Here is an 18,139-nt window from a genome sequence, read left to right as displayed (position 1 = left end):
TCATTCTACCGAGAGCGCCGAACTGGGAGCCACCTTTATCCACAAGGCTATACTGGCTCAGGGGTGCATCTTGAAACCGCCGGTGATTCATGCCGACAACGGTGGTGCCCAGAAAGGATATACCATCAGAGCGAAAATGGACGCCCTGGGAGTGACAAAATCATACAGTCGCCCCAGGGTCAGCAATGACAACCCCTTTTTCTGAATCGTTGTTCCGGACCTGCAAGTATCGGCCGGATTATCCGGGGAGAAGGGCTACCCCGAAAGTACCGAAAACGTATTGTTGTAAGAGAAGAAAATTTCAAAAAATGCGACAAGTATCTTGACAGCCACCGCAGGTGTCTTATTCAGGGAACCCCGAATTTAACCAATAACTAAACCCACCAAAGAGGTCAAAAAATGAAGAAAAACTTCAAAAAGTCGCTCGCCCATGTTTTGGTCCACGAAGGCGGATGGGCGGATCATCCCAAGGACCCAGGCGGCGCAACCATGAAAGGGGTCACCCTGGCCACCTATCAACGTTACTTTGGCAAAGATAAGAATAAGGACGATCTGCGAAACATCACAGACGAGGAGCTGGAACACATTTACCATTCCGGTTACTGGAGCAAGTGTTGTTGTGATGAGGTTCCCCCAGGTGTTGATTACGCTCTCTTTGATTCTGCCGTGAATTCCGGACCGGGGCGAGGTGCTAAATGGCTGCAGGCCGCAGTCGGTGCCAAGCAGGACGGTAGTATCGGTCCTAAAACCCTTGCCAGGGTCAAAGAACACGATCCCCTCCAGGTCATCGACCTCATGTGCGACCGCCGCCTGAGCTTCCTGCGTAATCTTTCCACCTGGTCCACATTTGGAAAGGGGTGGGAACGCCGTGTTCATGGTGTTCGCGCCACAGCCATCGCCATGGCCGGAGGAAGTAGTCAGGTCATTGGGGCCATTGCGCCATCGGTTGATTATAAGATTGTCAAAAAGGGCTCCCGTGGGTCTTGGGTGCGCAAACTTCAAGAGGCCCTGAAAATCCAGGTGGATGGAAAGTTTGGCAGCGACACCGAGACCGTGTTGAAAGCCTGGCAACAGGCAAACGGGCTGGAACCTGACGGTATAGCCGGCCGCAATACCTACCGGGCGCTGGGCTTGCTGGCCTGACCCAGGGGGTGCTGCGTCTCATGGGAAGTTATGGGAGGGATAACATCGCTTTTTTAAGTTTACGCAGGGGGTTGGGGTTCAGGAAAGTTCATGGCAATCGCCCCCTGGATGGAAAAGCCGACAAAGGCCTATCTTGACCAGCTGGAGGTTGCCCAGTCTACCTTTGGCAAGGCCTTAAAGTGTATTCCCTTATTATGGATGCCGTTACTTCTGGTCATCGGTATGGTTCTCTATTTCTTTAGGCCATTGATCATTTCGTTCCTGTCCAGCACCATTACGATCTACAGTATTGTCATTTTGGTTGCCGTGTGGTTGGTCAGCAGCTTGGTGCCTAAATTAACGAAGTTTTTTAAAATTCTTGAAGCATTTTTTGGCGCAATTCAGGAAGAAACTGAAAGAGCGCTTGGAGGTACCTCATGTACCCTCCGGTATGCTTTCCGCCTTTGAGAATCATTACAAAATCAAACTAGCTCAAGAATTAGCGTTCCACAGTTTACCGAATGGATCAAAGCTTGAGTGTGTACGGATGATCAAAGATTTATTAACGGATGCCGAGCAATGGCATTGAGAGCGACGGCAAAAAGCCGCCGCGCCTTATTCCGAGCGTTATACTCAAAATACTAGTAGAACATGTGAAGGAACAGAACCATACAATGAAAAAAAACGCAGCAATTGGAGGTCACAGATGGATTTATGAAAATCTTATCGAGCGCCTTCGAAATACGGATATTCCCACTTCAGCAACGCATCTTGATCTTGCCCTGAATGATGCCGAAGAGGCCAAGATTCCTTTTTTGGGTGGGACTTATCTGGTATCCAATGAGGGAGTGCGACGGTCTAATGGCAAGGGGGTCAAGGAAGCCATTGGAAGTGTATTGATTCACTACATTTTGAAGGGGAGCTGTTGTCGACCGGCTGAAAAATTTGTAACCTTTGCGGACCTTGCGGGGCCCTTGTTCAAACAGGGTAGTTATTCCAGTAGCGCATTAGAGCGACCTATAATAAAGCGGTTCCAAGGACGCGTTCCGGAATTATATGAGGTTGCGGCGTTTTATGGCGGTCACAAAGGAGGTGAAGCAGGCTTAGGCTCGGTGAGTTTGATTTTTGATTTGCTCCCGCACATTTTATTGCAACTTATTTTCTATGACAGAGACGATGAGTTTCCTGCGAGGGCAACCCTGTTGTTCGATCTCAACGCGACTCAATTTATCGATTTTGAAGTTTTGGCCGTACTGGTGACCATATTTGTTCAGACTCTTACGAAAGAATAATGTAGCGTATAAAATAATCGTATAACCGCTGACGCCCAGCCCTACGATACATACCTGTTGATTCTCGTTGCAGTCCTGATCGTTTGGCGGAACCGTAATGATATGTTAAAGCAGGAAGATGCTGTCGTATATATACTGAGTTGAAACAATACCGGATCCTAAAAAGTGAGACCCAAAAGGCTAACATGGCTAATTCAGCCGACGCAAAAGGACGCGCGGCTGGTTAGCAGCGTTATCAATCCTAATATTGATAAATTCCCTATGCTTAGGGGGATATGATCTGTCTGGGCGTCACTCCTCAAACAATTTTTATAAATTGTTTTATTGAATCAGGGTCATACCCTGTTTCAGGTATTTTAAGGCAAGGTCCACATAGACTTTTTTGCCGTAATTCCATCGCTCCTGATCCTTAGGGGTGATATCCCGGATTACCTTGGCAGGATTTCCCACTGCCACCACACGGGAGGCAATTTTCTGGTTGGCCCGGACCAGTGCCCCTTCTCCCACAATGGTCCATTCTCCTGTTTCTGAAAGAATACTCAGGATGGCGCCCATGCCGATCACGGAAAAGTCCCCGATAATGCTGCCATGGAGAATGGCCCCATGTCCCAGGGTAACATTTTTGCCGATGCGATGCAGTCCGGAGGGAGGGGAGTGGATCACTACGCCCTCTTCCACGGCAGTGCCGTTCCCGATTTCAATGCGTCCGTAATCCCCCCGGAGGATGGCCCCGTGTCCCACATAACAATTATCTCCAATCACCACATCCCCGATTACCTGGGCGGTTTCACTCACATAACTGTCCTTGCCGATTATCGGTGAATTTCCATCAAATTCAAAAAGCATACTTCCTCCTCGTTCATTCAGGCATTAACCCGATTAATTGCCTTGGTCCAACCCGTTTTTTTTTACAGCGTTCCTCTGTTATTATGTTTGATGGGTTGTTGTACCAGCCAGGTAAGACCAAAAGATCTATCAATATTGATTTGTCTTGAGCAGCACCAGAGTGCAGGCTTTCTGCACCTGGATGCCAGCGAATTTGAGCCTGTCGTATACCGCCGGGTTTTCCGTGTTTGGGCTGTTTTCATTTTTTCTCCTTTTTACGCATTTGGTTTTGCGGGCACGTATGGTATATATAATTCCGATTTCAGCTTGAACTCCAGATTAAAATTTTTAGATTTGAGTATAGGCATTAACTTTGAAATTGTACAGAGACGTGGCCTTTCTATGACAGACAAGGTTGGGATCAAGACGGCTGTTTGCCGCTCACGAGACTTGTAATCAAAAAGTACAAATAAAGATCCCTCTGAAGCAGGGAAAATCCTGATGGAGTCTTCCGGGATATGGAAAAACTGTTTCTTTTCAGATTATATTGGGCTGAAGCCAAAATCCAAATGAAACGGTCGAACTACTTATTTGGGGTGTTTCACGCCCATGACGAACGCAAACTTTTTGGTTGCGTATTGATGCGGCGGATATTCTTATTTTTAGAAGTAAAGGCTCCACATAGCTTAATTTATATCGACGCCCCCAACGAGCTATGCCTAAAACGTATAGAACAAAGGCGTAAAGAGCAACCAGAGAGATCTGCTACGGATACAGTTGAAATGTTTGAATAAGTTACAAAATATTTTGTAGATCCTTCAGAAAATGAAGGTTTTAACATAAAGAAAGTACACTAAAATAGGAGTACATAACAAAGCAAATTAACTCGGATGCAAATTCCGCTGCGCCTCATTTTCACCGGTTATTTGCGGCGTTGGGCTTATTTTTTCATCGCCATTAAGAGGATATTTTTATGAAGGTCAACACGGAGTCAAATCACCTTTACACCACGCAGTGCGCGCAGACATCCACAGCTGCAAGCACCAATTCCGCATCATTTTCGTCAGCACTAACAGCAGCCACTGCCGAAACGGCTACCGTCAAACAGGCAGATTTCACAAGCATGACGCGCAAGGAAATGTTCGATTGGATGAACGGCCAAATCCGTAGCGGGGAAATGTCGCTTGATGAAAGCTCACCTTTCCTGGGAATGACTATAAAAATCTCGGTGGCGACCGGTCATCCGGCCGATATGGCTACAGACACCATGCGCATCAATTTCGTTGAGAAGGCCCGTTTAGGTATTGAAGCTGCCCGAGCAAACAACGATCCGGATTTGGCAAAGAGGTTGCAAACTGCGATTGAAACCATGCACAGGCAGCTGTCACGGTAGCGGATTTCAATTACTTCTTGAACAACAGACGGTTTGCGCCTGATTTTACTACTCAGGAGGAGTTCCCATGGCATTTGCTGAAATTTTCGTATTTGCTCCCGGAGAGGAGCTCTTTGAATTTCAGAACGGCAGAACCGATGGGCAGAGTGTTTTTGCCTTTTGCCCCCGTCAATCCGGAGAATGGCGCATGGAAGTCAATGACGGTAGGGGGCATAAAGTCAGCGCTCTTGTTGATGTGCGGGATGTATTAAAAAAAGAAAATGCCACGGAACCCATTGTTGCCGTTGCAATCCATGGTCATGACACCACATCTCCGGGATGGAAGGAGGTGGTACTTGGTCTGAGCCTGATGATGAATCTATGGGGGGGATTGAGGTGGGTGAAAAAAATTTAGCTCTTGATATTGGATCGTCATGCAAAATGATTGAACCTGTGAGGATACAGTTTTTAAACCTTCTTCAATGTTATTTTTCAATGAATTGTAAAAAATAATTCTTAATATAAATATGTGTAAATTGAATTAATGTAAGGGGGCACCCTGGCCCAGTGATCATCGACCTGCCCCTGTCGGCTGCCAGGACAGGCAGGGGCAGGGGTGCAGGCTTTATTTTTCAAAATCAAAATGATAGTTCAATTTGAAGCGATCTCTGAATCCTATCATCTGTGTCTGAAGGGTTTTGGGGACAGGGCATCCATGAACTTTTCGATACTGCCAGGCAATCCATTCTTTTTCCCCTGCCGTATAAATATGGTCCTGGCCGGGTGCTTTCTTGGATGCGCGCAACTCCCTCATGATATCCCCGGCATCTTTTTTGAATCGGTCCAGTTCCGTGAACTCTTCAATATCAATGGCAATAAAGAAATGGCCCAGCTGAATGGGAACCTTTTTGCCAGCTGCATCAATTTCATTGATCTGTTTTAGAAACTTATTTCCCTGCAGCGCAGCACAAAGGACTTCAACAATGGTGGCATATCCGTAGCCTTTATATCCTGCCGTATCTTCGCCGATGCCGCCAAGGGGTGTCAGTGCCGCCTTTCCCCGGGTCAGATCCACAAGGACTTGGGCGGTATCGGTCCGTGTCTTGCCGTCCAGGCCGATCACCCATCCCGCGGGCAACGGCTTGTTTGCTCTGCCGTAAACTTCGATTTTACCCCGTTGGGAAACCGATGTGGCACAATCCAGAATAAAGGGAAAGGGTTCATCCGTGGGAAATCCGATTGTCAAAGGATTGGTCCCGAGCAAGTTTTCGACCCCAAAGGTGGGGGCAATGGATGGCCTGGCATTGGTGCCGTTCATGCTGATCATCCCGGCGTTGGCCGCCATCAGCGAATAATATCCGGCAATGCCGTAGTGGGTTGAATTTCGAACCGCCACCATGCCCATGCCGTGGGCTTTTGCCTTGTCAATTGCCATCTGCATGGCTTTTTTGGCGATGACATGTCCCATGCCGTTGTTGCCGTCCAGCACGGCTGTGGTTTTTTTGTCCTTTACAATGGTGATCTGGGTGATCGGGTTGAGAATGCCAGCATCAATTCTGTCAATGTAAATGGGTTTCAATCGGCCGATGCCATGGGAATCAATGCCGCGTTTGTCTGATGTGATAAGGACATCACTAATCGTTTCTGCATCTTCTTTGGGGATGCCGCTTGCCATCAGTACGTCTTTCATGAATCGTTCAAGGACGTCAAATGCCACCCATTTACAATCTGTATATGCATCTTCATATGCCATTGTCTCGTTCTCCGCTTGTTAATGGTTGATGAAAAACAGCTAATTCCCTTTTTATATGAGGGGCTCACCAATATACTGGAATTAAATGATTTTTTTGTTATAGCAAGTCTTTCTGCCATGATGCGCAGCAGCGATATTTTTCATCCATGTGTGGGGGGGCAGGTTGAGTGAGCAGATCCTTTTGACGTGAGTTCGTCAACAAGTCCCGACCAGAACCCCACGGCAAGGCCAGCAGCATAGGCAGCTCCCAGCCAGGTGATCTCAGCGATTTTGGGGCGGATGATCTAAAGCCAATTGGAACAAATGCAAATTCCACGCCAGGGTTGAAATCCTTCATTCATAGCGGATTTGATATTGCAACAAAATTTATTCCAGTGAAATTTTTTACAATGTGTCGGTTTTTTTTACAGCTGTTTGTTGCCCATTGTAAATATCTGTCCCATGATTTGGGCTATGGGCATGGCTGTCCGGCCCCGCCATGCCATTTTTGCCATGATATTATAGGGATATTTACCGTTTCTTTCCAGCTCCTCCGCCCGGGGGGCAATTTCTTTTTTTGCAAAATCCTGCACCTCTTTTTGAATCATCTTCTGCGCTTTGGTAAGATTGAAATACATCCTTTTTCTCCATATGAAATAGCCGAAATTATTATGTGCAACGGGATCAGCTCTGGATTGTGCGGGCTTGATTACAACATTGGCCAGCCCTCACAATTGTGAGGCCGAAGTGGTGACCAAAGGCCCGATTGTTTGATTAATCCAGAAAATAAAACACCGGACGGGCAGCCGCGCCATTGGAATATTTATCTCCGGGAAAGACACGATTTGCCATTTTGACGGGTTTCCCAATGATATCCTGACTTGCCTCTTCAGGATTTATGGCCAACAGTTCACCCATAATCCAGGGGCCTTCTTCCAGTTTTACCAGAACAATCACATAGGGGACTTCATTTTCCCTGTTTTCAGCCGCAACATAAATGGTTGTGTAGGTTTGAATCGTCCCGGTGCCTGCAAGTTCGGTTATTTCAAGATCAAGACAAGAACATTCCTGGCAGGCCATCTGGGGCGGACAGGTTATGTGATGGCATTTTCTGCACTTCAGTCCCAGAAGGGTATTGTTCTTTAACGCGTTGTTGTATTGCTCAAACGGTAAGGGATATTCCATTAGTCTCGTTCCTTTTTTAAAATAAGATTGCAGATGATGCCGTCTCCGCCCAGTGTATCAACCAGACCCACTTTTGCCCCTTCCACCTGTCTTTTCTGGCCTGCAAGATCTCCCCGGAGCTGCTTTACGATTTCCACCGTCTGGGAGGCTCCAGTGGCCCCGATGGGATGTCCCTTAGACTTGAGTCCTCCTGAAATATTAATGGGGATTTTACCTCCGATGCGGGTTTCTTCTTTTTCCCACAGCTGACCCCCTTGTCCAAATTCGGCAAATCCCAGACTTTCGGCGGCGATGATGCTGGCAATGCTGAAGCAATCGTGGAGTTCACACACATCAATGTCTTGGGGACCCACCCCGGCCATGTCATAGGCCTGTTTTACGGAAATATCCCGGGCTTTTAATCGTGGGATATTTTTATACTGGGTGCTTAACATGCCCGAAGATGCCTGACCCACCCCGGCAATGTAAATGGGGGTGTCGCAAAGTTCCCTGGCCTTTTCTTCCGATGCAATTACAAGGGCTGCGGCACCATCGGAGAAGGGGCAGCAATCAAGCAGGGTCAACGGAGATGCAACCATAAAGGCCTTTTCCACCTTTTCCACGGTGATCTCCTTTTTGAACTGGGCATGGGGATTGTTCACCCCATAACTGTGGGATTGCACTGAAACCAGAGACATCTGACGTCGAAGTCTTTCAAAGGGAACATTGTATTTTGATGCATATAAATTTGCCAGAAGTCCAAAGAAACCGGGAAACGTAAGACCCGCCGGAAATTCATACCGGGCATCGGTTCCCATGGCAAAGGTCCGTGTGGCAAGTGCCGTTCCCATGGCCGTGGCTTTTTCCGTTCCCCCCACAAGGACAATATCGTAAAAGCCCGATGCCACCCACATATACGCATCCCGAATGGCCACGGTGGCAGAAGAACAGGCCGCTTCAAACCGGGTGGCCGGAATATGACGACATCCCAGGGAGTCCGCAATATAGGATTGAATCATAATCTGCCCTTCGGAAAAATCACTCAGCCCGTTACCGCAATATAATGCCTGAATATCCTTTGATTGCACATTTGCTTCAGCCATGGCTTCCGTTGCTGCTTCACAAAAAAGTTCTAGCCCTGTCTTGGGTGAGTTAAACCCGAAATCGGTGTGTCCTGTGCCTATAATGGCTACTTTTCTCATACTTTCTTCTCCATGTTAAAACCATAAAACTTTTGGGGTTTATTGTTGGCTGTAATAATTTTCATATTCTTTTCTAATGTCTTTTTTGGAAAATTTTCCCACACTGGTTTTGGGAATCGCATCAACAAAAAGGATTTAGAATAATCTGCATCTGATGATTCAGCAGGGTTTCATTTTCAAACATAGCCATTATCCAACTGGCTTTGGTAAAAATATCCACCACCTTGTTTTGATGATTGAGAACGATGGCGGTTCCCACCTTGCTTTTTTTAACAATTTCAGTAACCTCATTATAAGGCATGTCTTCCTGCAGCGTGACGACATCTTTTTTAATAAAAAGGTTTTTCACCTGTGTTTCCGGTAATTCACCGGCAGCCACGGCATCATAAAGATTGGCTTTTGTCATTAGTCCCAGCAATTGCCCATCTGTCCCGATGACGGGCAATACGTCCAGTTTTGATCTGCGCATTAAAAGGGCGGCATGTTTAAGTGTGTCATCCATATTTAATGTTTCAAAGGCGTGGGTCATGATATTTGAAACCGTTAATGTGTGCATGCAAAATTCCTGATTTTAAATGGTTAGCTCAAGGTTTGGGGCAAATATCTGGCCAGCCCATCGGACGCGTTCCTATTTTTCCGGTTGGGTCACAATATGGTTTGTTTGGCATAGTTGGCGGAGCAACGGGGAGAGGCTTGCTTTAAATTTTCTCCCTTCTTGATATAGATCAAGGAAAAGACACTTTACGGGGTGTATAGTCGGATTCATTAATGAAAATAAACCCTAACCAACGGAGGTGTCAATATGTTTTGCTTTCAATGCCAGGAAACCGCAAAGGGAAAAGGCTGTACCATAAAAGGCGTATGTGGAAAGGAAGAGACCACATCCAATCTTCAGGATCTTTTGATCTACAACCTTAAAGGGATCGCTGTGTTATCCCAGGGACTCAAGGCTCAGGGTGCTGATGTGGGCCATGATGTGGGACGTTTTATCTCCAAGGGGCTTTTTACCACCATCACCAATGCCAATTTTGATGATAGCAGTCTTACCCATTGGATTGATCAGTCCCTGGCCCTTAAAAAAGAGCTGAAACAAAAATTTGATGCACTGGCACCCGGTGCGCCCAAAACCTCATTATGGAATAAAATTGTGGGCATGTTTGCCCAGGCCCCGGAAGCGGCCAAAGAGACGGTGATGCATGAGTCCGCCCTGTGGATGGGCACTGGCGGTGCATCTGATTATCAGGCAAAGGCTAAAACCGTGGGTATTCTTGCCACGGAAAATAAAGATGTCAGATCCCTGCGGGAATTGTTGATCATCGGCCTTAAGGGTATTGCCGCCTATGCCGACCATGCCGCCGTGCTGGGCGTGGAAAAGGATGAGATCTATGATTTTATCATCAATGCCCTGGTTTCCACCACGGAAGATCTCTCCGTGGATGAGATGGTGGGCATGGTGATGAAAGCCGGGGAGTGTTCCGTTACCACCATGGCAGCTCTGGACCAGGCCAACACCACCGCCTATGGCAATCCGGAGATTTCCCAGGTCAATATCGGTGTGGGTGACAAACCCGGTATCCTCATCAGCGGTCATGATTTAAAAGATATGGAAGAGCTGTTGAAACAGACCGAAGGCACAGGGGTGGATGTCTATACCCATGGCGAAATGCTGCCGGCCAACTATTATCCTGCTTTTAAGAAATATGAGCATCTCAAGGGTAATTATGGCAGTTCCTGGTGGAAACAGAATGAGGATTTTGAAAGCTTTAATGGTGCCATTCTCATGACCACCAACTGCATCATCCCCATTAAGAGTAAAAACACATACAAAGATCGTATCTTCACAACGGGCGTGGTGGGCTATCCGGGTTTAACCCATGTGGCAGAGCGCCAAGATGGAAAGACCAAGGATTTTTCCAAAGTTATAGATGTGGCCAAAACCTGTGCCCCTCCCACAGAGATTGAAACCGGTACCATTGTGGGTGGCTTTGCCCATAATCAGGTGATGGCTCTTGCCGACAAGGTTGTGGATGCCGTAAAATCAGGCGCAGTGAAACGATTTGTGGTCATGGCCGGTTGTGATGGCAGACAGAAAGGCCGGGGGTATTTTACACAAGTTGCGGAAAAATTGCCGGAAGATACCATCATTCTCACCGCAGGATGTGCCAAGTATCGTTATAACAAGCTTAATCTTGGCGATATCGGTGGTATCCCCCGGGTGCTTGATGCGGGCCAGTGCAACGATTCCTACTCCCTGGCCGTCATTGCCCTGAAGCTCAAAGAGGTTTTTGAGCTGGACGACATCAATGATTTGCCCATCTCCTTTGATATTGGATGGTATGAACAAAAAGCGGTTGCTGTTCTTCTGGCCCTGCTGTTCCTGGGCGTGAAAGGCATTCGTCTTGGGCCGACACTTCCCGCCTTTGTGTCTCCCACCGTGCTCAACGTGCTGGTGGAAAAATTTGATATCAAACCCATTGGGGAGGTTCAGGCGGATATTGATGCCATGATGCAGGGTAAATAAATAATTTTCATTCCCCCTTAACAGGGCAAGTGCTTTCAGCGTTTCATCGGCTGAAGGGCTTGCCCTTTTTTTTGCGGAGGGTTTGGAATTCCATCCCATATCCGGCTCCATATTCTGGCACCAGGGGGTTACATCCGCACGGTGAGCCCAATCCCAGGGGGATAATTAAAAAAAATAGGATCATCGCATTTCAGGTTGTCTCTTTATGTGTTTGAGCTCAGCCATCAGGCGCTCATAGGCTCGGTTAAGGGCAATAAAACGTTTTTCCTCACCCCCTTTATCTGGATGGTGTTTCCGGGCAAGGCGGCGGTAGTGGCGGGCGAGATTTTTAGATGTCATGGTGTGGAACGTGCCTGGATCAAGTGCCATGTCCGCCAGGGCCTGCTTGAGGGTGATGTCTGGGCCAGCGCTTGCCGAACGGGTGTGGTGGGTATGCCGGTGTCGGTTCATGAAATCATGGGCAAATTGATCCAGCAGGCTGCTGTTGGCATACCCATGGTCAAAGAACATGATCACGTACCGGTGGAGAAAAGGGTGCAGGGCTGACGTCTCGCCGGTGTTCCCATTCACGGGTGTGAAGAAAATGCTTTTATTAATGTCGCATAGTTCGGTTATGAAACACTCATCGACCTTTTCCTGGTCCAGGGCCTGGGGCATCTGTTTTGCCATAAAGCTTTCAAAGCAGCGCTGTATGTTCAGGGCCGAGTAGACATAGGTTTTAAATTCCGATGCGTCCAACCGGTTTTCCTGAGCCATGAAATTATGTTCAATTTCATCCCGGGATTTATCCATCAGGTCGCGAAACAGGGTGGGGGGAATATTTTCCACAGGTCCCGGGTCCATGTGGCCGAATTTCAGGAAAAGCAGTCTTCGTTTGTCAAACCAGGACATCTGGTGCTGGATGAAATACTGTTGTTCTGGGGTGAGCTTTCCCTTTTTTTTACCTCCGCGGCTGTGGAAGGTTTCAACTGCTATGCGGATTTCGGGCAGGATAAACGGCATGAATAGTGATTCCAGCAGGTCATTGTCCACCGGCACACCCCGTTTTGATATGGCATCGGTAACATTGTCGCTGATGTAGTAGCTGTTGCCGCCGGGATAGACGATATGGCTTGCCGGGTCGTGGCCGAGTTCATAGAGATCCCGGCTTGCAAATCCTCCATTGGATGCAACGGAGTGACGGAGGATGAAGCTGACTTTTCCACGGATTATTTCGCGTGCAATGTACATGGAAAATACCTTGGTTTCTGGTAAACGGTAAACTTGGTTTTGGCAATTATTTTAACTCAAGGTTCATGTTGAGTTTCAAGGTCTTATAAAATGCGATAACATTCAATTGGTTAAATCTGTTCGAAATATACCAAGGTCTTGCAGGTTTATGTGTTGGTTATTATTTCTTATAATTTCAAAATATTATATGGTGCTCATAAAATGAGACCCCGAAACGCAATATGAGCCAAAATTCTTTGATATAATGCATACATATTATGTGTTGGATATTGTATGTGTGTCAACGATTGTTTTTTTTACATAACTATCATGTCATCCTTGCCGTCACAACGAACCATGAAATACTTCTATGCATTCACCAACTGGCCATATGGCCGACTCTGTAGTGTCGGTGGCCTGATTGCCTTCTATTTTTTTGTGTCCTCTACTTTTATCGGATAATAAAAATTGTGTCCATTATAAAATTCACCAATTGTGCCTTGTTATTCCGGTAAAACCTTGTATTGTTTAGACCATGATACCCACGACAAGAAAAACGGATCGAAAGATCCCCCTGTATGAATCCGTTGCCTTGCGCATGAGGGGATTACTGGACGAGGGCACCTTCAATCCCGGAGATCGTGTTCCCTCCATACGTACCCTGAGTCGTCAATTCAAGGTGAGCATAAATACGGTGAAAATGGCTTACGGAGTTTTGGAAGATCGATGTATCATAGAAGCTCGTTCCCAGTCCGGGTACTATGTCTGTCCCCGGTTGCCCGGCATTCCCCGGGAACCCAGCATAGAAACTCCTCGGCTGAACCCTGCTGCCGTAACAACAGGTGAAATGGTCATGCAGGTCATGGAGGATACCCTGCGTCAGGATTTGATCCAGTTCGGGGCCGCCATTCCCGATCCTCGCCTGATTCCTGTCAGAAAGCTGAACACCATGCTTTCAACGGAGAGTAGACGTCTCCAGGAAGAAAGCGTGGGGTATGCCATGCCTCCTGGCAATATCCGACTTCGTACCCAGATCGCCAGACGGATGATCAAGGCCGGATGTGCCCTTGTTCCCGATGATATCATCATCACCACCGGGGCGGCCGAGGCCGTTTTTCTGGCCCTTCGTACCCTGTGTCGCCCCGGTGATACGCTTGCCATTGGTACACCGGTTTATTTCAATTTTCTTCAACTGGTAAAAACCCTCGGAATAAAGGTGCTGGAGATTCCCATGTCTCCTTTGACGGGGATTCACCTGGGGATCCTTGAACAGGCCTTTCAAAACCATAGCGTCCAGGCCTGTCTGGTTATTTCCAATTTTAACAATCCCCTTGGGAATTGTATTTCCGACGGGGGAAAAGAAGAATTGCTGAAACTTCTATTAAGATTCAATGTTCCGTTGATAGAGGATGATATCAATGGAGATATCTCCCACGATCCGGAACGGCCATCGGTGGTGAAAGCCTGGGATACAAAGGGAAATGTGTTGCTCTGTTCCTCTTTTTCCAAAACCCTTGCTCCGGGGTATCGCATGGGGTGGATTGCCCCCGGCAGGTATTATGACGCGGTGAAACATCAGAAATTGGTGACCAATATTGCCACGGCCTCACCTCCCCAGCTGGCAATTGCACAATTTTTATCCACGGGTGGCTATGATCATCACCTGCGCTCAATAGGGAAAACTTATGCGGCCAGAGTGGTTCAGATGGCCGATGCCGTGGGACGTTTTTTCCCAGGAGGAACCCGGGTCAGCCGTCCCACCGGAGGATTTACCCTGTGGGTGGAGATGCCTCCGGAAATAGATAGCCGTACCCTTTACACCCTGGCCAGGGAAAAGGGTATTTCCATTGCGCCGGGTCATATTTTTTCCACCACCCGTAATTTTGCCCATTGCATCCGTCTCAATGCAGCCTTCTGGTGTGAAGAGACAAGGTGGGCCGTGGAGACACTTGGAGAAATTGCCCGGTCTCTCCAGAAAAAATAATCCAAAAATACAATTTTATCCAATATGAACCCAGGGAATCAGTTTTTAATTGATTTATCGTTTTGAGTCTTCACATATTTAATGCATGTATGATGGCTGAAAAATGACAATAACAGCTGATCCCCTTGAAAGGGGAGTTTGAAAAAAATGCAAAATGTTTTTTATTACCTGTTAACCATTCTCATATGGGGTTCCACATGGATCGGCATCAAGTTTCAGTTGGGTGCAGTGGATCCTCTGGTCTCCGTGGTTTATCGTTTTTTCCTGGCCGCCGTTATCCTAACGGCTTGGTGTCGCCTGACCCGTCTGAACATGAAGTTCTCATTGAAATCCCATGGTTTCATGGCCATGCAGGGCGCTTTTTTATTCGGTTTCAATTATTGGCTCTTTTACGTGTCGGAACTCCACCTCACAAGTGGTCTGGCTGCGGTGATTTTCTCCACAGTGCTTGTCATGAACATGATCAATGGATTTCTGTTCTTGAAATCGCCATTTGATGTCAAGGTCATTGCCGGGGGAGCCTTGGGACTTGTGGGTATACTTCTGGTGTTTCAGCCGGAAGTTGCGGGATTTCATATGGGGGACGGCGGTTTTACGGGCATGGTGATGGCATTTGCCGCCACCTATATGGCCTCCCTGGGCAACATAATTTCCGCCAGAAACCAGAAACATGGACTTCCCGTTATTCAGACCAATGCCTATGGTATGGCCTATGGTGCGTTTTTCATGCTGCTGGTGATTCTTTTTACAGGGAAAACCTTTACATTTGTGTTTTCTTTTGCCTACATGGGATCTCTGATCTATCTTGCCATATTCGGTTCCATCGTGGCCTTTGGGTGCTATCTCACCCTTATCGGACGAATTGGGGCAGCCCGTACCGCCTACGCTTCCCTGATATTTCCCATTGTGGCGCTTGTGATCTCCACCATTTGGGAGGATTATCACTGGACCCCGGAGTCCGTGTCCGGCGTCATGCTTATTCTAAGCGGTAATCTTTTCATGCTTAAAAAGAAATCCATGGCAGCAGCGGCACTAAAATCCTCCGAGCAGCCGGGTTAATATATTTGGGCTTTGCTCACGAGTCCTAAGTTCTCATTTTTCATACCACATGTGGTGGTTTTAATTTTAGAGAAAATCATTATGTGGTGGTAAATTGGCGAACTTAGGACTGACCAGGCTTTGAATGGACAGGTTCCATTGCTCGCCGGGAGCTCTGTGGTCCATGATTTCAGTCTGTAAGTGAGTCTGTGCAAAGGGCGGACTTAGTTTTGTGACCCGAGTCGAGTCCAGATACTGCCTATCCCTGGCAGTTGAAAACGACATATTTTCAGAATCTTATCCATGAAAAAAAAAGAGCTGAGATGACAATTATGAGAAAAAGAGTGTCCACATGGTTGGAAAAAGTCTCATTGTATCTCTCCACATATCGTTGTTTATAATACATGGATGCGTAAAAAAACAGGATGCCCCCCCCAAGCCCTGCCAGAAATCCAAAGACATGGGCAGATACATCTGTGTGTTCTCCGCCGCTGAACATTCCCACAAGGGCCGCCCCCGCCCCCAGAGGGTATAGAGCCGATGGTTTAATATCAATGCCATGGGAGGGCTTTAAGGTGATGCGCACCTTTTTTCTGATCTGCCATGCCGCCAGAATACCCACGGCCCCCATGACGGCGGTGGAGGCTCCGATGGACAGATGGACCCGCCGGTACATGAAGGCATTTAGAAGATTACCGGCGGCACCGGAAAATAAAATGAGAAACAGTCCCCGCCCGGGACCCATAAGGCTGCAGATGACGCTGCCAAGGACCATCAGTCCCAGCACGTTTCCGGCAAGATGGGAAAAATCTGCATGGAGCATCAATGCCGTAATGCTTCTGCCATATTCCCCCAGGAGAATGCCCAGGGCCGATGCGCCATGGTCGAGCACCACCTGATGATGATTTTTGTAATAAACCGTGGCCGCATGGATGGTGCACAGGAGAAGACAGGCCCCTGCGGCAGCAGCTTTTCCCTGCCGGGTGATGGGGGGCAGTGGTGGATCACTTTCCATGTTGTGGGTTGAAACCGTATCAAGGTCGGCATCCTGGGGGAGGATATGGTTTTCAATATAAAACCGGGACAATGTATCCCAGGCATGGTCGACGTCGTCCTCATCAATTATCAGGTCCACGGCTCCATTTCTTTCCTCACACAGGGTTTCAATCCCCTGGGAGAGCAGTACCAGGGCCGTTAATTGTGCACTTTCCCGGTCAAGGCAGTGCAATGCATTTGTCAGGTTTTCATGCTTTTTCATTTTCAAAATGCCCTGGATATAAGCGTCACGGGTGGCGGACCAACGGGGTCAAATAATCCCATCAATTCCAACGTCTTCAAGGCATTCCAGCCCCTGAACAATTAAGGATATATCCTCTTTTTTGATTAAAAGGTTCCCTTGCTGTGGCGTAATTCGTTTGATGGGAATCTTTTTGATGGTGGACATGGCAAACCGCAGGGTTTTGTTGCAGGAAGTGTGTTTTTAAGCAGAGAATCCACCTTTTTTTCCAGCAGAATATAATTTCGAATCAAGGTTTTTAAAAACCGTTTTTGAAGGGCATCATCATCAATGGTGGCAAGGGAGTCCAGGTTGTTTTGCAGAAGGATATTGCCCGGGATGGCATCGGGGTTGGATTGTATCCAGTTAAATAATTGTTTGTTTTCCTGTCGAATCAGCTGCTGGAGAATTTTTTCCTGAAAGGGTTTCAGACCCATGGCAAACCTCTGTGTTATATTTGGATCTATGATGTGTTTTTATTCCATGTTTAAAATTTATCCCGAAACGGGGGTATTTGTCAAAGTTTGATTAAAAGCGGCAGCTTTGGACCGTGGTCTTACATGTCGGTCTGCCCCTGAGAAAAAAAATTGACCGATATCAATGCGATGCTTCTATTAGTTGTGCTATACTGGGACATACTGGGGTGAATCAACCCCCGCGGCATACGGTGCGTGAAGATGGGGCACTTGGACGGGGCTATGGCCACTAGCGCTTTAAAATGCTTCTGGTGATGATTAGAAGTCAATGATGACTTAAAGTGACAAAGTGATATCATTATCAGATCATTCAGAATGCAAAACCATGAATGCAATTTTTAGGTAGTAATAACAAAAGGATATATGGAAAATGAAAGAATACATAATCAAGCCCGGAATAGGCCTCAATAAGATTAGTTTTGGTGCCACCATGGACGACTGCAGGGCATATTTTGGAAAACCCGAAGATGAATTAAAAGAAGAATTTGAAGGGGAGGAATATATCTCCTGGTATTATGATGAAGGGGAAGTGGCTCTGTGCTTTGAAGGCTCTGAAGATTTCCGGCTGGGAACCATCATTGTCAACAACAAGAATGCCACCCTTGACAATCAAAAAATTATAGGCAAGAGCCTTGCAGAGATAAAAAAATACCTCAAGAAAAATAACTACGTCGGTGTGGAAGAGGTGGATGAAGATGATCCTTCCTCCCCCATGAAGATTATCAACGTGGACGATCTGGAGTGTAATTTCATGTTCACCGACGGTATCCTTGATGGTGTGCAGTGGAGCTACCTGTGGGAGGATGACGACACCCCCAGATGGCCCGCCGTCCAGTAGGGTAGAGGCAGTAAAAACATAAATACCCAGCCGGGCTTGCTCATAGCTTCCGCCTCTCTTCCCAAGAGTGGCCGATGTTTTGATCAAG

The 18,139-nt window shown here is 47.3% G+C and carries 19 protein-coding genes and 1 pseudogene; 11 read left to right on the top strand and 9 right to left on the bottom strand.

Translation table 11 applies throughout. The features are described 5' to 3' along the window. From ACYQ2M_RS21345 to ACYQ2M_RS21330, 4 genes and pseudogenes are all read left to right on the top strand, one after another. Window positions 1–245 (top strand): annotated as a pseudogene (locus tag ACYQ2M_RS21345) (IS3 family transposase); the annotation flags it as partial. Between the two features lie 154 nt (window positions 246–399). Then, entirely contained in the window at window positions 400–1,143 is a 744-nt protein-coding gene (locus tag ACYQ2M_RS21340) for a glycosyl hydrolase 108 family protein (RefSeq protein ID WP_459918414.1), read from the top strand. Window positions 1,144–1,233: 90 nt separating this feature from the next. Then, entirely contained in the window at window positions 1,234–1,590 is a 357-nt protein-coding gene (locus tag ACYQ2M_RS21335; RefSeq protein ID WP_459918413.1) for a hypothetical protein, read from the top strand. A 206-nt stretch (window positions 1,591–1,796) separates the two neighbouring features. Next, window positions 1,797–2,414 (top strand): DUF3786 domain-containing protein, encoded by a 618-nt coding sequence (locus ACYQ2M_RS21330; protein WP_459918412.1) that lies wholly within the window; start codon window positions 1,797–1,799, stop codon window positions 2,412–2,414. A gap of 321 nt (window positions 2,415–2,735) precedes the next feature. Here ACYQ2M_RS21330 and ACYQ2M_RS21325 read toward each other — a convergent pair whose 3' ends face one another. Further along, entirely contained in the window at window positions 2,736–3,260 is a 525-nt protein-coding gene (locus tag ACYQ2M_RS21325) for a gamma carbonic anhydrase family protein (protein ID WP_459918411.1), read from the bottom strand. A 497-nt stretch (window positions 3,261–3,757) separates the two neighbouring features. On the opposite strand from ACYQ2M_RS21325, the gene ACYQ2M_RS21320 reads away from it, so the two are divergent. The 3 genes from ACYQ2M_RS21320 to ACYQ2M_RS21310 all read left to right on the top strand — a co-directional run bounded on the left by ACYQ2M_RS21320 (window position 3,758) and on the right by ACYQ2M_RS21310 (window position 5,026). Further along, window positions 3,758–4,033 (top strand): P-loop nucleotide/nucleoside kinase family protein, encoded by a 276-nt coding sequence (locus ACYQ2M_RS21320; protein ID WP_459918410.1) that lies wholly within the window; start codon window positions 3,758–3,760, stop codon window positions 4,031–4,033. Window positions 4,034–4,212: 179 nt separating this feature from the next. Then, the gene (locus ACYQ2M_RS21315) at window positions 4,213–4,632 is read left to right on the top strand and encodes a hypothetical protein (protein WP_459918409.1); all 420 of its coding nucleotides are present in this window, start codon (window positions 4,213–4,215) and stop codon (window positions 4,630–4,632) included. Window positions 4,633–4,699: 67 nt separating this feature from the next. Then, the gene (locus ACYQ2M_RS21310; RefSeq protein WP_459918408.1) at window positions 4,700–5,026 is read left to right on the top strand and encodes a hypothetical protein; all 327 of its coding nucleotides are present in this window, start codon (window positions 4,700–4,702) and stop codon (window positions 5,024–5,026) included. 210 nt (window positions 5,027–5,236) lie between these two features. Here ACYQ2M_RS21310 and ACYQ2M_RS21305 read toward each other — a convergent pair whose 3' ends face one another. The 5 genes from ACYQ2M_RS21305 to ACYQ2M_RS21285 form a co-directional block, all read right to left on the bottom strand. Then, window positions 5,237–6,364 (bottom strand): Ldh family oxidoreductase, encoded by a 1,128-nt coding sequence (locus ACYQ2M_RS21305; protein ID WP_459918407.1) that lies wholly within the window; start codon window positions 6,362–6,364, stop codon window positions 5,237–5,239. A 404-nt stretch (window positions 6,365–6,768) separates the two neighbouring features. Beyond that, window positions 6,769–6,981, bottom strand: coding sequence for an acyl-CoA dehydrogenase family protein (locus ACYQ2M_RS21300; protein WP_459918406.1), 213 nt, complete (start codon window positions 6,979–6,981; stop codon window positions 6,769–6,771). 136 nt (window positions 6,982–7,117) lie between these two features. Beyond that, a complete protein-coding gene (locus ACYQ2M_RS21295) occupies window positions 7,118–7,528 on the bottom strand; it encodes a Zn-ribbon domain-containing OB-fold protein (RefSeq protein WP_459918405.1) in 411 nt (136 codons plus the stop codon). Then, window positions 7,528–8,709: a thiolase domain-containing protein gene (locus tag ACYQ2M_RS21290; protein ID WP_459918404.1), complete on the bottom strand. Its 1,182-nt coding sequence runs from the start codon at window positions 8,707–8,709 to the stop codon at window positions 7,528–7,530. The genes ACYQ2M_RS21295 and ACYQ2M_RS21290 overlap by 1 nt, the downstream gene beginning before the upstream one ends. A 121-nt stretch (window positions 8,710–8,830) precedes the next feature. Then, the gene (locus ACYQ2M_RS21285) at window positions 8,831–9,265 is read right to left on the bottom strand and encodes a CBS domain-containing protein (RefSeq protein WP_459918403.1); all 435 of its coding nucleotides are present in this window, start codon (window positions 9,263–9,265) and stop codon (window positions 8,831–8,833) included. Window positions 9,266–9,511: 246 nt separating this feature from the next. On the opposite strand from ACYQ2M_RS21285, the gene hcp reads away from it, so the two are divergent. Continuing rightward, window positions 9,512–11,230 carry a hydroxylamine reductase gene (gene hcp / locus ACYQ2M_RS21280; RefSeq protein ID WP_459918402.1) on the top strand — a complete coding sequence of 573 codons (1,719 nt, stop codon included), beginning with the start codon at window positions 9,512–9,514 and terminating at the stop codon, window positions 11,228–11,230. Window positions 11,231–11,410: 180 nt separating this feature from the next. Here the strand turns inward: hcp and ACYQ2M_RS21275 are convergent, their stop codons facing one another. Continuing rightward, window positions 11,411–12,460 (bottom strand): J domain-containing protein, encoded by a 1,050-nt coding sequence (locus tag ACYQ2M_RS21275; protein ID WP_459918401.1) that lies wholly within the window; start codon window positions 12,458–12,460, stop codon window positions 11,411–11,413. 514 nt (window positions 12,461–12,974) lie between these two features. Between ACYQ2M_RS21275 and ACYQ2M_RS21270 the strand changes: the two genes are divergently transcribed. Continuing rightward, the gene (locus tag ACYQ2M_RS21270; RefSeq protein ID WP_459918400.1) at window positions 12,975–14,423 is read left to right on the top strand and encodes an aminotransferase-like domain-containing protein; all 1,449 of its coding nucleotides are present in this window, start codon (window positions 12,975–12,977) and stop codon (window positions 14,421–14,423) included. A 147-nt stretch (window positions 14,424–14,570) separates the two neighbouring features. After that, window positions 14,571–15,482, top strand: coding sequence for a DMT family transporter (locus tag ACYQ2M_RS21265; protein ID WP_459918399.1), 912 nt, complete (start codon window positions 14,571–14,573; stop codon window positions 15,480–15,482). 268 nt (window positions 15,483–15,750) lie between these two features. Here the strand turns inward: ACYQ2M_RS21265 and ACYQ2M_RS21260 are convergent, their stop codons facing one another. After that, window positions 15,751–16,719, bottom strand: coding sequence for a rhomboid family intramembrane serine protease (locus ACYQ2M_RS21260; RefSeq protein WP_459918398.1), 969 nt, complete (start codon window positions 16,717–16,719; stop codon window positions 15,751–15,753). Between the two features lie 125 nt (window positions 16,720–16,844). Further along, window positions 16,845–17,174: a hypothetical protein gene (locus tag ACYQ2M_RS21255; RefSeq protein WP_459918397.1), complete on the bottom strand. Its 330-nt coding sequence runs from the start codon at window positions 17,172–17,174 to the stop codon at window positions 16,845–16,847. Between the two features lie 409 nt (window positions 17,175–17,583). On the opposite strand from ACYQ2M_RS21255, the gene ACYQ2M_RS21250 reads away from it, so the two are divergent. Continuing rightward, entirely contained in the window at window positions 17,584–18,051 is a 468-nt protein-coding gene (locus tag ACYQ2M_RS21250) for a hypothetical protein (RefSeq protein WP_459918396.1), read from the top strand. Window positions 18,052–18,139: the final 88 nt, after the last annotated feature.

It is taken from the genome of Desulfocicer niacini (assembly GCF_054657595.1).
This window is presented reverse-complemented; position numbering and strand designations above follow the sequence as displayed.